The sequence below is a fragment of the Pseudoxanthomonas sp. genome (assembly GCF_027498035.1).
Classification (GTDB): domain Bacteria; phylum Pseudomonadota; class Gammaproteobacteria; order Xanthomonadales; family Xanthomonadaceae; genus Pseudoxanthomonas_A.
This window is the reverse complement of the sequence record NZ_CP114978.1, coordinates 718,613-737,800: the sequence shown is the minus strand read 5'-3', so window position 1 is coordinate 737,800 and position 19,188 is coordinate 718,613. Positions and strand designations below refer to the sequence as shown.

Here is a 19,188-nt window from a genome sequence, read left to right as displayed (position 1 = left end):
TCCGGTGGACACCGGATCAGCCCACCATCGTCAGGCCGCCCGACACGCTGATGGTCTGGCCAAGGATGAAAGACGCGTGGTCGCTCGCCAGGAAAGTGACAAGACGTGCGCACTCGGCCGGTTCGCCCAGTCGCTTCATCGGGGTGAGCTTGAGCAATGCTTTTTCGAACTTGTCTGCGTCGGGTGCCAGGCCGCGCACATGCTCATAACCGGCCGTGTTGGTCGCACCCGGGCTGACGGTATTGATGAGGATGTTGTGGCGCGCCATTTCGCGCGCGATGGACTTGGTGAACGTAATCACTCCGCCCTTGCAGGCCGAATACACCGCTTCCAGCGCAGCGCCCAGGCGCCCGGCATCGGAGGCGATGTTGATGACCTTGCCGCCGCCGTTGTCCACCATCAGCCTCAGCACGACCGAGTGCATGTTGAACACGCCGATCAGGTTGATGTCGACGATCTTCTTCCAGAACGCTGGGTCGGTTTCCAGGAACGGCGCCGGGACGTCCCAGCCGACGTTGTTGACCAGTATGTCCGGCGCACCGCCAGAAGATTCGACGAACGCGGCGGTGGCGGTCTCGACATCGCTGAAACTCGAGATGTCCACGCGGTACACGAAGCAGCGCGTCTTGCTGTTGGCCGCGATCATCTGCGCGGTCTCGTTCGCGGTGTCCTCGTTGATGTCGTAGATCGCCAGCGCATCGCACCCTTCCTCGGCGAACTGCAGGCAGATCTGGCGCCCGATCCCTGAGCCTCCGCCGGTAACGATGGCCTTCTTTCCGATCAATGTATTCATGTGCTGGACCTATGCTTTGGCGACACGGCGCCGTTGAATGTCTGGTGACTGCCTGACTACCTTGGGAGCCCCAGTCGATTGGCGATGTTGTTCTTGTGGATCTCGGTCGAGCCACCCAGGATGCGGGTGCAGAGCACGTCGCGCACGTAGCGTTCCATCGGGAACTCGGTCGCATAGCCATAAGCGCCAAGGATGCGCTGGCAGGTCAGGACGATCTCCACGCAGGTCTGGGTCACGAAGTTCTTGGCCATGGAGGTCTGCGCGGCGCACGGCAGATTGGCGTTGGTGAGCTGGGCGGCGTTGTGCGCCATCAGGCGCGCGGCCAGCAGCTGGGTCTGCACCTCGGCCAGCAGATGGCGCATCGATTGGATCGTGCAGATCGGCTTGCCGAACTGCTTGCGCTCCTGCGCGTACTGCCAGGCGTCCTCGACCGCCTGGGTGGCGATGCCCAGGGCAGTGGCGGCACACACCAGCTTTTCTGCCTCCAGGGCAGCACTGGTGAGCATCTGCCAGCCGCGATTCCATGCCTCTTCGCCGCCGACGACCGCGTCGAGTCCCACTTCGACGTCATCGAACATCACATCGTTGGTGGCGATCCCGTGGAAGCCCATCGTCGGCCAGTGGCTCATGCTGATGCCAGGCGCATCGGTGGGGATGATCAGGAACGACAGATTCTTGTGGCGCGCATCCGGCTCGCCCGAGCGCACCAGGGCATAGATGTAGTCGGTCATATTGGCGCCGGTACACCAGCGCTTGGTGCCATTGATGATGATCTTTTCGCCCTCGCGGCGCGCAGTCACCTTGGCACTGGCCAGGTCGGCGCCGACGTCAGGCTCGGACAGTCCAAGCGAAAAGATCAATTCACCGGCGGCAAGTCGCGGAAGAAATTCCTGCTTCTGCGCTTCGCTGCCGAAGGCCAGGATATCCATGCTGCCGTAACAGACATTCATCAGGTAAATCGTGGCGATCGAGATCGAGCGACGTGCCAGTTCCTCGACCACCACCATGGTGGCCACCACGTCAACGCCCAGGCCGCCGTATTCTTCCGGCACCATCAGGCCGCAGATACCCAGGTCGGCCATCGCATCGAAGATTTCACGCGGCATCTTGTCCTGCCGGTCCCATTCCGCGACACGTTCCAGCGGCGCTTCCCGCTCCAGGAACTTCCGGATCATGTCGCGCAGCGCCGTGATCTGTTCTGACTCATTGAAAATCATGCAACTCTCCAGATGTCCCGGCGGGGAGTCCGCATCGGGAAGGTGGACTTGATGATCCGGTAAAGGGCGCCCAGCCCACATGGGCGGGCCTCCTGATGATCCAGCTTGCGCACCGCCTGAGCGCGGGGTGCGGTTGCCTGTTGAAGAGCACGCACCACCGGACTGGAGCGCTGGATCGAATCGACGTTCATGGGATCTCGAACAGCGCCGCCGCGCCCTGGCCACCGCCGATGCACATGCTCACCACGACATGTCGCACGCCCCGGCGCTTGCCTTCGATCAGCGCATGCCCGGTCAGGCGTGAACCGGTGACACCATAGGGATGTCCCACGGCGATGGCGCCGCCGTCGACATTGAGTCGATCGTCCGGGATGCCCAGCCGGTCGCGGCAGTACAGCACCTGTACCGCAAAGGCTTCATTAAGTTCCCACAGCCCGATGTCTTCCACGCGTAGCCCGGCGGACCTGAGCAATTTTGGAATCGCAAAAACCGGGCCGATACCCATCTCGTCGGGTTCACAGCCGGCGACCGCGAAACCGCGGAAAATCCCGAGCGGCTCGATCCCACGCTGCTTAGCAAGCCGCGCGTCCATGAGCACGCACGCCGATGCACCGTCGGAGAACTGGCTGGCGTTGCCCGCGGTCACGCTCCCACCCGGCAGCGCCGGCCTGATCCTGGCCACGCCTTCGGTGGTGGTATCGGCGCGGATTCCTTCGTCGTGGGCGATGGTGACTTCACGGGTGACGATGTGGCCGCTGGCCTTGTCCGTCTCCGCCATGCGCGTGGTCATTGCAACGATTTCCGCATCGAAGCGACCTTCGGCCTGCGCCTTGGCCGCGCGCAGCTGACTGGCCACGCCGTACGCGTCCTGGCGATCGCGCGGAATGCCGTAGCGCGCAGCGACGTTCTCTGCGGTCTGCAGCATCGACATGTAGATGTCGGGCTTGTGCTTTACCAGCCAGGGATCGTGCTTCATGAACTGGTTCTGCTGGCCCTGCACGCAGGAAATCGACTCCACCCCGCCGGCCACCATCACCGGAGCGCCGTCCACGATGATCCGGTGCGCCGCGGTCGCGATGGCCTGCAGCCCGGACGAGCAGAAACGGTTGACCGTCATGCCCGCGACGGTCACCGGGAGTCCGGCGCGCAACGCAGCTTGGCGGGCAATGTTGTGGCCGGTGGCGCCTTCCGGATTCGCACAGCCCATGACCACGTCATCGACCTCGCCTGAATCGACACCTGCGCGCTGGACCGCATGCGCGATCGCATGCCCGCCCATCGTGGCGCCGTGGGTCATGTTGAACGCGCCCTTGAAGGACTTGGCCAGCCCGGTCCGCGCGGTGGACACGATGACAGCTTCGGTCATGGCGTAGCTCCGATGCTGCTGAAAGAAGATTGCGCTTCCGCCAGACCGACCAGCAACGGTGATGGTTTCCAGAAGGTATCGCCGGATTGGTCACCGAACTGCTTCATTGCACGCACCACGCTGTACAGACCCTGCTCTTGCGCGTAAAACAGCGGCCCGCCGCGGTGGGCGGGGAAGGCGTATCCATTCAGTGCGACAACGTCCACGTCCGAGGCGCGCTGCGCGATGCCCTCTTCCAGCAGCGCCGAGGCCTCGTTCACCAGCGCGAAGATGCAGCGCTGCACGATCTCCTCGTCACTCATCAGCCGCGGCGCGATGCCCTGCTCGCGCCGGTATTCGTCGAGGAGTGCATCCACTTCCGGATCAGCCAGCGCCACCCGTTGTCCCGATGCATAGCGATACCAACCCTTCCCGGTCTTCTGACCTAGACGGCCGAGTTCGCACAGGCGGTCGAGCGAGCGCGGGAATTTCCATTCAGGATGTGTCTTGTAGTGCCGGCTGCGCACGGCCAGTACGATGTCCAGGCCGGCCATGTCGCCCATGCGGAACGGTCCCATGGACATGCCCCATGCCTCTAACGCCCGGTCCACCTGCTGCGGGCTGGCGCCTTCCTCGACCAACAGGCCGGCCACGCGCGTGTAGTGTCCGAACATGCGATTGCCGATAAATCCGTCGCAGACCCCCGACACCACAGCGATCTTGCCGATCCGCTTGGCCAGCTGCATCACCGTCGCCAGCACCGCGTCGCCGGTCTGCCGACCTCGCACCACTTCAAGCAGGCGCATCACGTTGGCCGGGCTGAAGAAGTGCAGCCCGACTACGTCCTGCGGCCGCTTGGTGAACGCTGCGATCTGGTCAAGATCCAGGGTCGAGGTATTGGACGCCAGGATCGCGCCGGGCTTCATCACCGCATCCAGCGTGCTGAAGACAGATTCCTTGACCGCCATGTCTTCGAATACAGCTTCGATGACCAGGTCAACCCCGGCCAGGTCCTGGTAGTCGAGCACGCCGCGTAGCAGATTCAGGCGTTGCTCCACCTGCTCTGCGCTCACCTTGCCCTTGGCAAGGGATCGTCCGTAGTTGCCGCGGATGGCCTCGATGCCGCGCTCAAGTGCGTCCCTGCGCTGGTCCATGAGCAGCACCTGAATGCCTGCGTCTAGCATCGCCATGGCAATGCCGGCGCCCATCGTTCCAGCACCGATGACACCCACCTGCTCCACCGCGTGCGTGGCCGTGCCCGGCGGCAGGTCTGCGATCTTGGAACACGCGCGCTCTGCCTGGAACCGATGGCGTAGCGCTCGCGAGACCGGGCTTGTGACCAGCTCGAAGAAGGCCTTCCGCTCCAGCGTGTCGTCGTATGGCTTGCCCACCGCCGCGGCGACCGCATCGATGCATTTCAGTGGTGCTTCGGACTGTCGCGTGCTCGACGCAAGGCTGCGACGTGCGTACTCGAAGTACGCGTCGGCGTTGTCGAGAACGACCGCACGATTGCGGGCAAGGATCGCTTCGCGTTTCCCGGCCGCCACTTCGGCGGCGAAGGCGACCACGCCCTGGATCAGATCGCCATCGATGAGGGCATCAAACAAGCCCGACTCCTCAAGTTCGACTGCGCCGAGCGTTTGCCCCGTCATGATCATGTTCAATGCGGTTTCCGCGCCGATCAGGCGCGGCAGGCGCTGGGTGCCGCCGGCGCCCGGCATCAACCCCAGCTTGACCTCGGGCAATGCGATCTTTGCCTCCCGCGTGGCCACGCGGAAATGGCAGGCTAGCGCCAGTTCAAGCCCGCCGCCAAGCGCAAAGCCCTCGATGGCAGCAATGACCGGCTTGCTGCTCGATTCGATCATTCCGATCAGCGTGCGCACGGTCGGTTCGGCCGTGCTGGCCGGAGTACCGAACTCGCGGATGTCCGCGCCGCCGGAGAAAACCTGGCCTGCACCGACAAGCACGATGACCCGGATCTCCGGAGCATCGTTGGCCGCTTCGATCACCGATGCGATTTGGACCCGAAGCGCATGTCCCAGACTATTGACTGGCGGGCGATCGAGCAGCGCGATGGAGATGCCCTCAACCGTTGGTTGCGTCGCCGATGCCATCGCTAAGCCTGCTCTCTCTTGACGGTTGCTGTTGCTGCCCGTCTTCATGGAAATGCAGTTGCCTGCATTGCGTGGCGGCAGGTGCCGCCACTTGCTGATGACCATATCGACGGTGCCCGGCACCGTCTTGTGCCTACTGGGCGCCCGGTTCGTCTTGCTTGCCGGCGTACATGTCGTCGATCAGCGCGCTGTACTTCTGCGTAAAGATGCTGCGCTTGAGTTTGCCGGTTGCTGTCAGGTCGCCATGCTCGATCGTCGGCTGTCGATCAATGAGCCTGAAACGCTTCACCGTTTCCACTCGCGACAGTTGCTGGTTCACGGTCGTTACCGATCGCTCGATCAGGGCGACCACTTCCGGGGCCTGGCTCAAGCTTGCGAAATCAGCGAGCGCGAAGTGCTTCTCGCGGGCGTGCTGGGCGACGCTTTCGAAATCGATGACGATCAGACCAGTGAGGTAGGGCCGCCGGTCGCCGATGACGATCGCATCGGCGATATACGGCGCCGCCTTGAGCTTGTTCTCGATTTCCGTGGGTGAGATGTTTTTGCCGCCGTCGGTGATAATGATGTCGCTAAGACGATCGACGATATACAGCCAGCCGTCACCGTCGAAGCGCCCGACATCGCCGGTCTTGAGCCAGCCATCGGCCAAGGTCTCTTTCGATTTCTCCGGCTGGTTGTAGTAACCCTTGAACACATTGGGACCCTGTACGAGGATCTCGTCACGGTCCCCAAGTCTGACCTTGGTATGGGGCAGCGGTCGCCCTGCTGTGCCGACCTTGTAGCTACCGTCCGGCGTAGTGGCGATCAGCCCGGTCGCCTCGGTCTGTCCGTAGGCTTCACGTAACTCGATGCCAAGGGCGACGTACCAATTGACGACCTCGGACGGGATCGGCGCCGCGCCAGTCAGTGGCGAGGTGCACCGACCCAGGCCAACGCTGTGCTTGAGTCCACGGAAGACCAAGCGATCGGCCAGGCCGTACAGCAGGTTGATCCAGAGCGGCGGCGGACGGTGCGCCACCAGCCAGCGCGCCCGGCGGTAGCCCACCGAAAATGCGAGCCCGTAGGCCAGCCGCCGCGACGCCGACGCCTTCACCATTGAAGCTTCGACACCGGCATGGATCTTGGACCACAGGCGGGGCGGTGCGAAGAACAGACTTGGCTGCAACTCCTTCATCTCGGCGGCCAGCGTATCGGCACGTTCTACGAAGGTGACCCCGCAGGCGCTTCTGACGGGAAAGATCGCCGACAGCAGCCGGCCCGCGGTGTGGCATAGCGGCAGGAAATTCAGGAACTCATCGTCAGGACCCTGCGCCATGACGCTGGGCTCGGTTTCCATCAGGAAGATCAGGCTCGTATTGGTCAGCATCGCGCCCTTGGGCGGCCCGGTCGTCCCGGAGGTATAGACCAGCATCGCGATGTCCTCGTGTCGTCCCGAGGCCAGTCTTTCTTCCCAGAAGCCCGGATGCTCCAGGTCGAATCGCCTTCCCATCGCCAGTAGGTCGATGAAGCTCACCACCATCGGATCGTCGATCCCCTCTAGTGCCGCTGGATCGATAACGATGATCCAACGCAGGCTTGGGCATTCGTCGCGGATAGCCAACACCTTGTCGAGCTGTTTCCTTTCATCGACGATGCACAGCACGGTCGCACTGTCGCGCAGGACATGCGCGACCTGCTCGGCGCTGCTGGTGGTGTAGATGCCGTTGCAGATGGCGCCGATTCCCTGCGTGCCGAAGTCCGCGTACAGCCATTCCGGGCAACCCTCGGCCAAAATGGAAACCACGTCCTGGCCGCCCACGTCCAGCGACAGGAGCCCCACGCCTGTCAGGCGTGCGTTGTCTCCATACTCGCGCCAGCTCACCTGGCGACGATGCCCGTTCCGTGTCCGCCGCAGCGCAATCTTGTTTCCGCGCTCCGCACAGCGGGCCCAAAACAGGCGCGCCATCGTCTGCCCGCGCAACGCGCTGGGCAGCGCTAGCTGCGGGTCTTCGAGCTCACTGCCCACACTTCGGCCTGCGTGCGTATCCATCCCACACCTCCAATTCAGCGGCCAGTGAAGACCGGCTTACGGCGTTCCCTGAAGGCATTGACAGCCTCTTGGTGATCGGCCGTCCGTGACGACATCAACTCGTAGGCCACTGACGCATCCATGACCGACTGCGCAACCTGCTTGAGGCGGATGTTGATGGCCATTTTGGTCCAGCGGATCGCACGACCCGCACCTGCGGCCAGGCGGTCTGCGAACTCGGCCACACGCGCGTCGAGCTCGGCCGCCGGAACGGCGTGGTTGATCAACCCGATGCGCGCCGCGTCGACCGCCGAAACCAGCTCGCCGGTCATCAGATATTCCTTGGCCCGCGCGTACCCGATCAGCTGTGGCCAGATCACGGCACCGCCGTCACCCGCGGTCAGCCCCACCGCCACATGGGGATCGCCGATGCGTGCATGGTCGGCGGCGAAGATCACATCGCAGAACAGCGCCATCGTCGCGCCTAGCCCCGTGGCGTGGCCATTGACCTTGGCGATCACCGGTTTTTCGCAATCAAGCAGCGAGAACAACAGCTGCTTTCCCTCCAGCGCCATCGCTTCCATGAAGGCAGGGTCATCGATCCCCCGCTGCAGCAACTCGATGTCGCCGCCAGCGGAAAACATCTTGCCCGCGCCGGTCAGCACGATGACATCGCTTTCAGGATCATGCGCCGCATCGGTGAACACCCGCGCCAGTTCGCCGTGCAGTTGCTCATCGACCGCATTCATCTTGTCCGGCCGGTTCATGACCACTTCAAGGACGCGCCCCCTGCGCTCGAACTGCAGGTGCTGGTAATCGGAATACTTCAAGGACGCTCTCCTTCGACTAGTCGGACTGGGCAGGCAGCGGCAACAACTGGACAGGCACGTCCAGTTCGATGTCGAGCAGCATCTGCGCAAAGGTTTTTCCCTGCGGATCGTTGCGCAGGGAGCGCGTGCCGCCTCCCGCCAACGCTTGCCTGAGCAGGAAGTTGAATGCGTTCATCCCGGGCAGCTCCCACCGCTCCACCGTGCCAAGCACCAGGTGGGAGAGGTAATCCTTCACTCGCTCGGCGGACAGTTCGGCGCGCAGGACCGGCAACAGTCGCGGATCGCGTGCGATGACGCCGATGTTGACGCTGTCGCCTTTGTCGCCGCTGCGGGCGCAGGCCAGTTCGTAAAGAGGAACGCGCCTGGTCGGCCCGTCGTAAACCGGACCGGTTGGGCCAGCTGCGACCGATGTCGTTGCGATCGACGGCGCGGTGCCGGGCGGGATGGAAATTTCCCGACGTTCGCCATCCACGTCGAGCAGTACCGTCAGGCTGGTCTTCGGCAACAGGAAGGCGGCGTGCCCGATCACCGGTTGCACGTTTGGACGCCCCATCATCCCGCAGCGTCCCGGTGCCATGGCCAGTCCGGCGGGCGGGATCTCGCGCGCGAAGATCGCCGCCGCTTCGCGCTCCAGATGCTGCACGTCCAGCCTGAGGACTACCTCCCGCGACTGCTGCAGGGCCGGGTTTGCGTGCGGACCGTACTGGTCTTCGGTACCCAGGATCTTGAGGCTGGTGCGCATGTAATCGCCCAGGCCGCGCTGTTCGAACAAGCGGCGGGTACGCGCCAACAACGCATCGGCGACCCGCTGCGCCTTGGCTTTGGCTTCGCGCCCGCACAGGGTGAACATCGCGGTACAGCGATAACCGTCCTGGAAGGTGGAACTGACCTTGTAACTGTCGGTTGGCGGGGTGCCGCGCGCGCCGCTGATGCGCACTCGGTCGGGGCCAGCCGCCTCCAGTTGCACCTGGGTAAAGTCGCAGACCACGTCGGGCAGCACGTAGCGCTGCGGATCGCCGATTTCGTAGACGACCTGCTCGCCGACCGACAGCGGGCTGACCAGCCCCCCGGTGCCAGCGGCCTTGGTGACGACAAAGCTGCCATCGGCCGAGCACTCAACGATCGGGAAGCCCATGTCGTTCCAGCCATCGACCTGGCGCCAGTCGGTGAAATTCCCGCCCGTCGCCTGGCAGCCGCATTCGATGATGTGGCCGGCAAGGCTTCCCGCCGCGAGCCGGTCATAGTCCTCGAGCGACCAGCCGAACTCCTTGATCAGCGGGCCCAGCGCCAGCGCGCTGTCTGCGCATCGTCCGGTGATCACCACATCGGCGCCTGCGGCGAGCGCAGCGGCAATGGGTACAGCACCGAGGTAGGCGTTGGCGCTCCAGGCCTTTTCCGGCAGCGCCTCACCACTGTCGATCTCGCGCGCACCGGATTCACGCACAGCCTCGAACTGCGGCATCACGTCATCGCCGGTAATGACGGCGACCTTCAGCGTGACGCCAAGCTCGCCGGCCAGTAGCTGCAGTGCATCGCGGCAGGCATAGGGATTCATTCCGCCGGCATTGGCCAGGATCTTCAGGCCCGAGCCCGCCAAGCCCGGCAGCAGGGCCGCCATGACCGGACGCACGAAGTCGGTCGCGTAACCAAGCGCGGGATCCTTGGCGCGAGCACGTGCCATGATCGCCATCGTCACCTCGGCCAGATAGTCGAAGATGATGTAGTCCACCCCGGCCTGGGCCAGCTGCATTGATGCTTCCGGCGAGTCTCCCCAGAAGCCGGAAGCGCCACCGATTCGGATAATGCGTTCGCTCATGGTGTTGCCTGTATCCCTGATGGGTCTGGCAGATCGCAGGGCGCATGGGCGTCTGCGCAAGCCTGGGTTGCCGATTGCGGCCAGCGCAGACTCACGCAGGTGCCTGCCAGTTCGGGCGACGGCGCTGGGCAAGCGCATTGGCGCCCTCGCTTCCTTCATCGCTGCAGTAGGCCGCAGCGAACAGCTCGGCCGCAGTGTCGATGTAGGCGTCGATGCCGGTGGCATCGGCCTGGCAGGCATGCCGGAACAATGCTTTGCTTGCGGCAATTGCGTGCGGACCGCAACGGTCGATATCGGCCAGCACGGCTGAGACGCTCGCCTCGAGTGCTTCGGCACCATCGCTCAGTTGGTGGACCAGTCCGATCTGCAAGGCCTCGGGCGCCCTGACGGTCGCCGCGCTCAGCGCCAGCCGACGCGCCTGCGACAGGCCGATACGCCGCACCAGGTAAGGTGCAATCTGCGCCGGGATCACGCCAATGCCGGCTTCCGGAAGCCTGAACATTGCGCTGTGGTCCGCCAGGACAATGTCGGCCGCGCAACTTAGGCCGATCCCACCCCCCAACGCGCTGCCCTGCACCACCGCGACCACAGCCTGGGGCGCATGGTCGATGCGCGCCAGCACGCTGCCGCCGAAACGATTGCGCTCGGCGACGGCCGTTTGCTGGGACGGGACGCTATTGTTGTTGGCGCCGATGGCGTTGCGTTCCTTGGTATTGCCGCCTGAACTGAAGTGGCCACCCGCGCCGCGCAACACCACGACGCGGATCGAACGCTCGTCCCTGATCACATCGAAGACATCCGCCAGTTCCTGCCACATCTGCGCCGAAAGCGCATTGCGCACCTGCGGCATGTTCAGCGTGATCTGAAGGCAGCTGCGCTCGCGTTCCAGCAACAAGGTCTGCGTCTGGGGCAGGCCAGCAGCAGTGGCGGGTTTGGTCATGGGGCTCCTCGTTGCCTGGGCGACGACTTGCAGCTGGCGGATGCTGCTGGCGATCCATCAAATCGCTCACGTTCCGCCGTGGTCTCACACCAGCTTATGAACCTGCCGCACCGCGATCTTGCGTCAACGTGCTGATCCCTGGATTACCGCCTTCGGTGCTGGGCCGACGGAACAGTGCTTCCTGTGCCAGCGTCGCTACCAGCGTGCCGTCGCGGCTATATACCCAACCCACAGTAAGGCCGTGGGCGTTGCCTGCGAATGGCGACTGCGCGTCGACCAGCAGCCATTCGTCGACCCGCGCTGGAGTATGGAACCACACCGTGTGGTTGAGGCTAATCGTCTGGAGCTGGCCATCGATCTGGTTGTCCTGGTGGATACATAGCGCCGTCAGCGAGAACCACAGGTCTGAAAAATAGGCCAGCGCGGCCTGATGCTGCAGCGGTGTCTCAAGCGGATGGCGCACCCGCACCCAATAGCGCAGATGCGGGACCGGAAAGCGCTGGAACAGCGCCTGTTCGCCCTCGCACAGGCGCACATCGACGATGTGCGCATAGGTTGCCGCCAGGATACCCGCGTCGACCCGATGCGCGTTGCGAAACAGCACATCGCCGAGCTCGTGCAGCTGGTCCGGTTCCGGAATGCCATCGGGGAACGGGCGCTGGTGGTCAGGCCCGGACTGGGGGCGCTGGAAACAGGTAGTCCCCTGCATGACCAGGCGCTCGTCCTGGCTGGCCACCACCCGAACGACGGTGATGTTGCGCCCCGACATGAGGCTTTCGCAGTCGTAACGCAGGGCCCGGTCGGCCAGTCCTGGGCGCAGGAAGTCCACCCGCAAGCTGTGAGCGAAGGCATCGGACGGCGCACGCGCAGCCGCCGCGCTCAATGCCTGGGCAAGCATCTGGCCGCCGAAGATCACCTGCCTGGCATTGGTGTGGTGATGCCTGCCTTCCACGTGCGCGCCGTCAGTGGCATGGAGTTTCATCAACGCTGCCAGGGACGGGCGATCGTCCGTGGCTATCAGCGCCTTATCCACCATGTCGGCTGCCGACCGGCGGTCCTTCGAGCTTGGCGATATCGGGATGAAGCGTGTGCATCAGCATCAGCGACGGCCCCCAAGCAGGTCGCGCGCGACGACCCAGCGGTGCACTTCGCTCGGACCTTCGTAGATCCGCATGAGCCGGACATTGTTGGCCATCTGCTGGAGAGGCATTTCCTTGGTCATGCCCATGGCACCGTACACCTGCATCGCACGGTCCACCACCTCCCAGGCCATCTCCGTGGCGAAGACCTTGATCATCGAAAGCTGTACCCGCGCCTCATCGCCAGCGTCCACTCTGGCAGCGGCTTCGTAGGTCATTAACCGACAGGCATGGATGCGGGTGGCTGCATCGGCAACCCACCATTGCACGGTCTGACGGTCGGCGAGCAGCGCGCCGAAGGTCTTGCGCTGGGCGGCGTATTCGCACATCAGATCAAGCGCCCGCTGGGCGATGCCCGTGCACCAGGCGGCCATCTGCAGGCGCCGGCTGGACAGCCGCGCCTGCATCGGCGCAAAGCCCTGGCCCTCCGGGCCGAGCATCTGGCTGGCCGGCACGCGGCAGTTGTCGAAAACCACTTCATAGGTGCTGTGGCCGCCGAGCATGGGGATTCGACGCTCGATGATCAGGCCAGCCGTTCCTTTGTCGACGATGAACGCTGATATGCCGCCACGGGTGCCCTTGCTCTTGTCGGTCACCGCCATGACGATGCTCCAGTCAGCCTGCTCGGCCCTGGTAATCCAGATCTTGCGGCCGTTGATGACCCAGTCCTCGCCATCACGCTCGGCGCGGGTGGTCATGGCCGAAGGATCGGCGCCCGCGCCTGGCTCGGAGATGGCCATCGACGATACGGTCTCGCCTCGCGCATAAGGTTCCAGGTACGCGGCGCGCTGGGCATCGCTGGCGGATTTGAGCAGCATGCGCAGGTTGGGCGAATCGGGCGGAAGTTCATAAGGGGTGATCGATTTCCCCATTTCCTCGTTGACCGCCACCATTGCCACGACAGGCAGGTCGATGCCGTCCATCTCCGCCGGGGCATCCAGGCCCCACAACCCCCGCTCCTTGGAATTGGCATCCAGGCGTGCGTGCTCTTCGGGCGTCAGCGCCAGGCGCCCGGTCTCGGCTTCGCGGGCCAGCACCGCCGGCTCCAGTGGCAGCAGTTCGTCACGGACGAAGCGGGCGACGAGATCCTTGAGCGCCTCGTGGTCTGGGTCGAGCTGAAAATTCACGATTCACTCCTGGGATTCAAGTAGAACAAGACCAAGACCGCTCGGCACACGCTCTAACCGCCAAAGACCGGCGGACGGCGTTCGGACATGGCGCGCACGCCCTCCTCAAAGTCGGACGATCGAAAGTGCAGCTGCTGCTCGGAGAGTTCGCGCGCATTGGCCTGGCGCACCTGGTCGGCCAGGCCCGCACGCAGCGTGGCACGTGTGCTCTGCACCGCCACAGGAGAGGAAACCGCGATGTCCGCAGCCAGCCTCTGTGCCGCTTGCAGTAGATCGGCCGCAGCCACTACGTCATCGACCAGACCCATCTGGTGCGCTTCCTGTGCCACGATCCGACGCCCCGTATAGAACAGCAGCGCCGCCTTTTGCTGCCCGACCACCCGCGGCAGCGTGAAGCTCAGGCCGAAGCCAGGATGGATGCCAATCCGGTTGAAATTGAAGCTGATGCGGGCGTCGTCGGCCGCAATGCGGAAATCAGCGACCAGCGCGAGTCCGGCGCCCGCGCCGATGGCGGCGCCCTGCAGCGCGACGACCAGCGGCTTCCGCGTGTCGAATAGACGCATGGCCTGGCGATAGAGCGCGATGGGATTGATGCTTCCCGAACCGGCCTGGGTGACCCGAGCGTCGGCTACGCCCGTGCTGAAATCCGCACCGGCACAGAAATTCTTGCCGCGCGAGGCAAGCACCACCACACGACATGCGTCGTCGTTGTCCAATGAGGTCAACGCATCGGCCAGGTCGCCGACCAATGCCGGGCTCACATAATTCTGGGGCGGGCATTGGAAAGTCAGCGTGGCGACATGGTCCACAAGCTCGACCTGCAGGTGGTGATGGGCTGCCATCGAGGCGGTGTTCCTCATGTTTGGCCGGAACCGGGCATCGGAATCGACACGTGCGTGCAATCCGGGGGATTCGCGGCAAGGTAGATTCCGGTCCGGGCGTGGTCTTGCGTCCAAGCGCTGCGCCGGGAGCGGCGGGGAATGGCCACCCTGGCAGCGCATTGACGCAAGATGGCGCGCTCGGCGCGCCCTATCGTCCGGTTCGCTTTCCCTTTCTCCAGGCCTTGACGATCGGACATGGCACATAGTCTCCGCGGGAAAACCCTTTTCATCACCGGCGCCAGCCGCGGCGTCGGCAAAGCCATTGCGCTGCGCGCTGCGCGCGATGGCGCCAACGTCATCGTCGCTGCCAAAACCGCCGAACCCGACCCGCGGCTGCCCGGGACGATCCACGACGCTGCGCGCGAGATCGAACAGGCCGGCGGCAAGGCGCTGGCGGTCGTGATGGATGTTCGCAACGACGAGCAGGTGGCCGCGGCGGTCCAGCAGGCCGTGCAGGCTTTCGGTGGCATCGACATCCTGGTGAACAATGCCGCGGCGATCGCGCATACGCGGACTGTCGAGACGCCTATGAAGCGCTACGACCTGATGATGGACATCACCGTGCGCGGCGCTTACCTCTGCAGCCAGCTGTGCATCCCGCACCTGAAGCAGGCCGCCAATCCCCACATCCTGATGATTTCCCCGCCGCTGGAACTGCGGCCGGAATGGTTTGGCCAGCATGTGGCCTACACCATGTCCAAATACAGCGTCAGCCTGCTGGCGCTCGGGATGGCCAACGAGCTTGCCGGCGCCGGGATCGCAGTCAATGCGCTTTGGCCACGCACGGTGATCGCGACCGCAGCATTGAAACGGCTTGATCCCAGCCTGGGCATCCGCGGTCGCCTGCCGGAGATCATGGCTGATGCTGCGCACCACATCCTGAGCTCGGACGCGAAAACGATGACTGGCCGCTTCGTGCTGGACGAGCAGGTGCTGGGCGAGGCCGGCACCGAAGACTTCGCCCCGTACCTGGCCACGCCCGGGCAGGACCCGGACATCGACTACTTCGTCGAAGGCTGGAAGATGGACGCACATGGCTGATACCTGTCCTGTCAAGCACCGTGGTACCGGCTCCATGCAGCGGGCGGTCACGCGATGAACGCAGAGGCGCTTGCCGCGCGCCTGCAGGCCGTGGAGGACCGCATCGCTATCCAGGATGTGGTCAGTGCGTCGACCCTGCACTCGGACCTCAATGAAGGTGCCCGCTCCCTGGCCCAGTTCACCCGGGACGCGGTCATCGACTACAGCTCGCTGTCAGGCCCTGGCAGTGCGGGCATCCCGATCCACGAACATGCCAGGAACCTTTCCGCGTTCCTGCCTGGCTTTGAGCGGCGCCAGCACTGCATCACCAACTTCCAGATTACGGTCACCGGCGACTCGGCCCTCGCACGCTCGCAGTGCCACGCCATCCACGTGCTTGGCAACGAGGTGTGGGAGGCGCGAGCGACCTATTACCACGCCCTGGTCCGCACGCAGGATGGATGGAAGATCAGCGTCCTGCGGGCCGAGATGATCCACCAGAGCGGAGAACAGCTGGTCGAGCGCGCCAGGGAGATCGTCGCTCAGCGGCGGTCGGCCGTCCGCTGACCCGGCCCGAAAGACCCACACAAAATCCCCCGCATCACCCAAGAACACGGTCATCGACATCGCAGCTTCGCCCGGTGGCTGGAGGAGAAGTACGCATGAACACACGCCCGACCAAGATCGACGACGTATCCCCACGTCCGGATGCGGATGTCGACGCGATCAAGTCCGCGCTGGCGGTGGCAGACCCCAACGTCCTGAGGCTGGTGCTGTATCACCTCACCGGGGATCCTGACTTGGCTAGCCTGCCGGTCGAAGTAACTCCGGTATGGGCGGGTGCGCTTTCGACGTATTCGCTGGCTACCGAGCACCATGAGGCCATGCGCCAACGCGCCTTGGAGTATTTCCTTGCGCACGACCCTGACAACTTTGATGAAGCCGCGCTCATGGACAGCGCCCGCATCCGCCGGACGATGGAGCTTTTCGGCCATGGTCCGCTGACTGAAGACGAGTTCCTGCTCGGCTATGAGGAAGCAGGTTTCGAACCGTTTCCCCGCGAGGTGCGCTGGAACAAACAGCCCCCGCAGTCGCAGGTCGATCAGCTCCATGTCGCGGTCATCGGCGCCGGCATCAGCGGGATCTCGGCAGCGGTGCATCTGGAACAACTCGGGCTTCCCTATACCGTCATCGAACGCCAGGGAGACATTGGCGGTACTTGGAACCTCAACAATTATCCGGAAGCACGGGTCGACTCCAGCAGCCTGATCTATCAGTACAAGTTCGAGAAGCGTTACCCCTGGACGGAGTTCTTCGCCGCGGCGGCGGAAACCAAGGCGTATCTCAAGCACTGCGCCGAGAAGTTCAATATCGCCGGCAAGGTCCGCTTCAACACCGAGCTGCGCTCGGCCATCTGGAACGAAGCGGTCTCGCAGTGGGACCTGACCTTGATCGGAGACGACGGACGCGAGCAGCAGCTGCGTGCGAACTTCGTCATCGCCGCTAGCGGATTGTTCTCGACCCCGAAGCTTCCCGACATCCCGGGCATCGGCAGCTTTGAAGGAACCATCCGCCATACCACGAACTGGGACCCGGACTATCAACTCGGCGGACGCCGCGCGGCGCTGATCGGCACCGGCGCCAGTGGCGCTCAGCTGATGCCCTACCTGGCACGCCATGCCGAGCACCTGGATGTCTTCCAGCGCACGGCGAACTGGGTGCTGCCGATGGAGGGATACCGCGACAAGATCCCTGCACAGATGCAGTGGCTCTTCGACCACTATCCGCTGTTCTGGTATTGGCACAGCTATGCGATGCATTACCTGAACGCACAGCTGGAAGGCCTGCAGGAGTTCGATCCGGAATGGCTTGAAAAAGGCGGCGTGATCAACCAGCGCAACGACGAACTGCACAAGAACGTGGCTGCGTTCATCGAGCAACGCCTGGCCGACCGGCCCGACCTAGTCAAAAAAGTGATGCCGCGCTATCCCCCGCTGGCAAGGCGGCCAACTGTGGACAATGGCTGGTACGACGCGCTGCTGCGCGACAATGTCGAGCTGGTGACCGACCCCATCGACCATATCACCCGCGATGCGATCGTCGCCAAGGACGGCACGACCTATCCTTGCGATCTGATCGTTTGCGCCGTGGGCTTTTCGACGATGAGCTACATGTGGCCGGTCGAATACGTCGGCCGCGACGGCGCCACCTTCGCCGCGTTGTGGAGGCCGGACGGTCCACGCGCCTACATGGGCATGACGGCACCGGGGTTTCCCAACTTCTTCATGTTCTACGGACCCAACGCCCAGGCCCGTGCAGGCTCGTTCTATTCCGCTTCCGAGTGCTGGTCGCGCTACGCGCTCAAGTTGATGGTGCATACCATCGAAAGTGGCGGATCCAGCGTCGAATGCCGCCCGCAAGCTTTCGCCGACTACAACGACCGGCTTGCCGAAGCGAACAAGCAGGTGATCTGGGAGGCATTCGGCAAGGGCTTCTACTACCTTACCGAGCAGGGCCGCTCGGTGACCAATGCGCCCTGGCGTGGGTCCACCTACTTCGCGATGTTGCGCGATCCGGATTTCGACGCCTACACCGTTCGCTAGGCCAAGCGCGGCGACCAAAGGATTTCAGGCCATGCCAGCAGCCACGACCCGGACGATTCCGGGCGTCGCTGCTGCTGTCATTCCGTTACATCGACAGCGCAAGGAGCGCCCGGCAACGCCCTGCCGAGCACGTCGGGTCCGCGCCGGAGAGCGACTACGCGTCGACGCGGTACACCCGTGCCGCAGTGCCTGAAAACAGCTGCGTCCGTTCTTCCGGCGAGAAGCCAGCGGTGAGCCGCTTGAAGCCATTCCACACCACGGTGTAGGAGATGCCGTACATGTCAACGGGAAAATTGCTTTCGAACATGCATCGCGCAGGGCCGAACAGATCGATGGTGGTGAGCAGATAGTCGCGCTGCGCCTGCACCATTTCCTCCGAGCTGAAGGGCTGTTCGCGCGCCAAGGCGTCAACGCCGGCGATCCCCATGTTGAGCCCACCCAACTTGACGCTGACGTTGGGCGCCTTGGCCAGTTCGGCCATGTCGCGTTTCCAGTCGGCGAAGGCTTCGTCGAGGCGCCCGTCGTACCGTCCGATCACCATCGGTCCGCCGACATGGTCGAGCACGATGCGCGTGTCGGGGAATTGCCTGGCCAGATCGGTGAGCTCGGGAAGCTGCGGCGCAAGCAGGAACGAATCGAACACCAGATCGCGCGCGGCGAGCTCGGTGAAACCCTTGCGGAACTCGGAAGACAGCATCATGCCACCCACCGCACCGGGAAATAGCGGCGGCATTTCGTCGACGTAGGCTGTCATGTGGCGGATCCCGCGGAACCTGGGCGAGGTGGCCAGATGCGCATCGAGCACCTCGCCGACCGCCGTGCCCAACATCAGGTCGGCACTGGCCACGATCGTGGCGCATGCTCCGGCGGACTTGCCACCGCGGCGCACGGCCTCGTTGGCGATGTCGTCGGCGAACTCGGTTTCACCCACGACCCGCAGTGCTTCGGGCCCGTCCTCGCGGTAGCCCGAATGGGAATCGACATAGAGCGTCTTGACCACGTTGTGGCCGGACGTCTGCAGGTCCGCATACAGCCACTCCGGGTCGTAGAGTTCGAAATGCCCGAAGGGCTCTCCGACCCAGACGTGGTGGTGGGCGTCGATGATGGGAAGATCTGGCTCCAGGGCGGTTTCAACCACCTGAGCGCGCCATTGCTTTCTGTCCAATGCCTTTACTCCTCTTGCAGAGCGATGCGGCCGCCGGCGGACACCGTGCCGGCGAATCGGTTGAGCTTATGGGCCTGCCCATGCAGGGAATTCTTGCGTCCAAGCGCTAGCTCGCCCCGCGGCCGGCCTTACCTCGACGCACCAACCAACGTCCATCGGCCTGTTTGAAGCCAACGCAGCCAGTCTCCGC

At 64.0% G+C, this 19,188-nt stretch carries 16 protein-coding genes; 3 read left to right on the top strand and 13 right to left on the bottom strand.

Annotated elements, in window-relative coordinates:
- Window positions 1-16: 16 nt before the first annotated feature.
- From O8I58_RS03300 to O8I58_RS03245, 12 genes are all read right to left on the bottom strand, one after another.
- Complete coding sequence (locus O8I58_RS03300; RefSeq protein ID WP_298320656.1) at window positions 17-793, bottom strand: SDR family NAD(P)-dependent oxidoreductase; 777 nt, start codon at window positions 791-793, stop codon at window positions 17-19.
- 56 nt (window positions 794-849) lie between these two features.
- A complete protein-coding gene (locus tag O8I58_RS03295; RefSeq protein WP_298320655.1) occupies window positions 850-2,010 on the bottom strand; it encodes an acyl-CoA dehydrogenase family protein in 1,161 nt (386 codons plus the stop codon).
- Window positions 2,007-2,201 (bottom strand): hypothetical protein, encoded by a 195-nt coding sequence (locus O8I58_RS03290; protein WP_298320653.1) that lies wholly within the window; start codon window positions 2,199-2,201, stop codon window positions 2,007-2,009. Before O8I58_RS03290 ends, O8I58_RS03295 begins: the two co-directional genes overlap by 4 nt.
- On the bottom strand, window positions 2,198-3,376 hold the full coding sequence (locus O8I58_RS03285; protein WP_298320651.1) for an acetyl-CoA C-acyltransferase: 1,179 nt from the start codon (window positions 3,374-3,376) through the stop codon (window positions 2,198-2,200). Before O8I58_RS03285 ends, O8I58_RS03290 begins: the two co-directional genes overlap by 4 nt.
- Complete coding sequence (locus O8I58_RS03280; RefSeq protein ID WP_298320648.1) at window positions 3,373-5,592, bottom strand: 3-hydroxyacyl-CoA dehydrogenase NAD-binding domain-containing protein; 2,220 nt, start codon at window positions 5,590-5,592, stop codon at window positions 3,373-3,375. Before O8I58_RS03280 ends, O8I58_RS03285 begins: the two co-directional genes overlap by 4 nt.
- 10 nt (window positions 5,593-5,602) lie before the next feature.
- The gene (locus O8I58_RS03275; protein ID WP_298320646.1) at window positions 5,603-7,498 is read right to left on the bottom strand and encodes an AMP-dependent synthetase/ligase; all 1,896 of its coding nucleotides are present in this window, start codon (window positions 7,496-7,498) and stop codon (window positions 5,603-5,605) included.
- A 14-nt stretch (window positions 7,499-7,512) separates the two neighbouring features.
- On the bottom strand, window positions 7,513-8,307 hold the full coding sequence (locus tag O8I58_RS03270) for an enoyl-CoA hydratase/isomerase family protein (protein ID WP_298320644.1): 795 nt from the start codon (window positions 8,305-8,307) through the stop codon (window positions 7,513-7,515).
- Between the two features lie 16 nt (window positions 8,308-8,323).
- Window positions 8,324-10,261, bottom strand: coding sequence for an acyclic terpene utilization AtuA family protein (locus O8I58_RS03265; RefSeq protein ID WP_298320642.1), 1,938 nt, complete (start codon window positions 10,259-10,261; stop codon window positions 8,324-8,326).
- Window positions 10,215-11,018 carry an enoyl-CoA hydratase/isomerase family protein gene (locus O8I58_RS03260; RefSeq protein ID WP_298320640.1) on the bottom strand — a complete coding sequence of 268 codons (804 nt, stop codon included), beginning with the start codon at window positions 11,016-11,018 and terminating at the stop codon, window positions 10,215-10,217. Before O8I58_RS03260 ends, O8I58_RS03265 begins: the two co-directional genes overlap by 47 nt.
- Window positions 11,019-11,157: 139 nt before the next feature.
- Window positions 11,158-12,099 carry an acyl-CoA thioesterase gene (locus tag O8I58_RS03255; RefSeq protein WP_298320638.1) on the bottom strand — a complete coding sequence of 314 codons (942 nt, stop codon included), beginning with the start codon at window positions 12,097-12,099 and terminating at the stop codon, window positions 11,158-11,160.
- 63 nt (window positions 12,100-12,162) lie between these two features.
- Entirely contained in the window at window positions 12,163-13,329 is a 1,167-nt protein-coding gene (locus O8I58_RS03250; protein ID WP_298320636.1) for an acyl-CoA dehydrogenase family protein, read from the bottom strand.
- 53 nt (window positions 13,330-13,382) lie between these two features.
- On the bottom strand, window positions 13,383-14,231 hold the full coding sequence (locus O8I58_RS03245) for an enoyl-CoA hydratase/isomerase family protein (protein ID WP_298320634.1): 849 nt from the start codon (window positions 14,229-14,231) through the stop codon (window positions 13,383-13,385).
- Window positions 14,232-14,405: 174 nt separating this feature from the next.
- Between O8I58_RS03245 and O8I58_RS03240 the strand changes: the two genes are divergently transcribed.
- The 3 genes from O8I58_RS03240 to O8I58_RS03230 are packed head-to-tail and all read left to right on the top strand — an operon-like array spanning window position 14,406 to window position 17,833.
- Window positions 14,406-15,251, top strand: a complete 846-nt coding sequence (locus O8I58_RS03240; protein ID WP_298320633.1) for an SDR family oxidoreductase — start codon at window positions 14,406-14,408, stop codon at window positions 15,249-15,251.
- Between the two features lie 54 nt (window positions 15,252-15,305).
- Window positions 15,306-15,797: a nuclear transport factor 2 family protein gene (locus O8I58_RS03235; RefSeq protein ID WP_298320631.1), complete on the top strand. Its 492-nt coding sequence runs from the start codon at window positions 15,306-15,308 to the stop codon at window positions 15,795-15,797.
- A complete protein-coding gene (locus O8I58_RS03230) occupies window positions 15,692-17,833 on the top strand; it encodes a flavin-containing monooxygenase (RefSeq protein WP_298320630.1) in 2,142 nt (713 codons plus the stop codon). Before O8I58_RS03235 ends, O8I58_RS03230 begins: the two co-directional genes overlap by 106 nt.
- A 154-nt stretch (window positions 17,834-17,987) precedes the next feature.
- Here the strand turns inward: O8I58_RS03230 and O8I58_RS03225 are convergent, their stop codons facing one another.
- Window positions 17,988-18,971 carry an amidohydrolase family protein gene (locus O8I58_RS03225; RefSeq protein WP_298320627.1) on the bottom strand — a complete coding sequence of 328 codons (984 nt, stop codon included), beginning with the start codon at window positions 18,969-18,971 and terminating at the stop codon, window positions 17,988-17,990.
- Between the last annotated feature and the right edge of the window lie 217 nt (window positions 18,972-19,188).

Excerpts from the sequence above, each read along its gene's own strand:
- O8I58_RS03290 (WP_298320653.1), bottom strand. The coding sequence starts at position 2,201 with ATGAACGTCGATTCGATCCAGCGCTCCAGTCCGGTGGTGCGTGCTCTT.
- O8I58_RS03230 (WP_298320630.1), top strand. The coding sequence starts at position 15,692 with ATGGAAGATCAGCGTCCTGCGGGCCGAGATGATCCACCAGAGCGGAGA.
- O8I58_RS03295 (WP_298320655.1), bottom strand. The coding sequence starts at position 2,010 with ATGATTTTCAATGAGTCAGAACAGATCACGGCGCTGCGCGACATGATC.
- O8I58_RS03275 (WP_298320646.1), bottom strand. The coding sequence starts at position 7,498 with ATGGATACGCACGCAGGCCGAAGTGTGGGCAGTGAGCTCGAAGACCCG.
- O8I58_RS03265 (WP_298320642.1), bottom strand. The coding sequence starts at position 10,261 with ATGCGCTTGCCCAGCGCCGTCGCCCGAACTGGCAGGCACCTGCGTGAG.
- O8I58_RS03235 (WP_298320631.1), top strand. The coding sequence starts at position 15,306 with ATGAACGCAGAGGCGCTTGCCGCGCGCCTGCAGGCCGTGGAGGACCGC.
- O8I58_RS03300 (WP_298320656.1), bottom strand. The coding sequence starts at position 793 with ATGAATACATTGATCGGAAAGAAGGCCATCGTTACCGGCGGAGGCTCA.
- O8I58_RS03255 (WP_298320638.1), bottom strand. The coding sequence starts at position 12,099 with ATGGTGGATAAGGCGCTGATAGCCACGGACGATCGCCCGTCCCTGGCA.
- O8I58_RS03285 (WP_298320651.1), bottom strand. The coding sequence starts at position 3,376 with ATGACCGAAGCTGTCATCGTGTCCACCGCGCGGACCGGGCTGGCCAAG.
- O8I58_RS03240 (WP_298320633.1), top strand. The coding sequence starts at position 14,406 with ATGGCACATAGTCTCCGCGGGAAAACCCTTTTCATCACCGGCGCCAGC.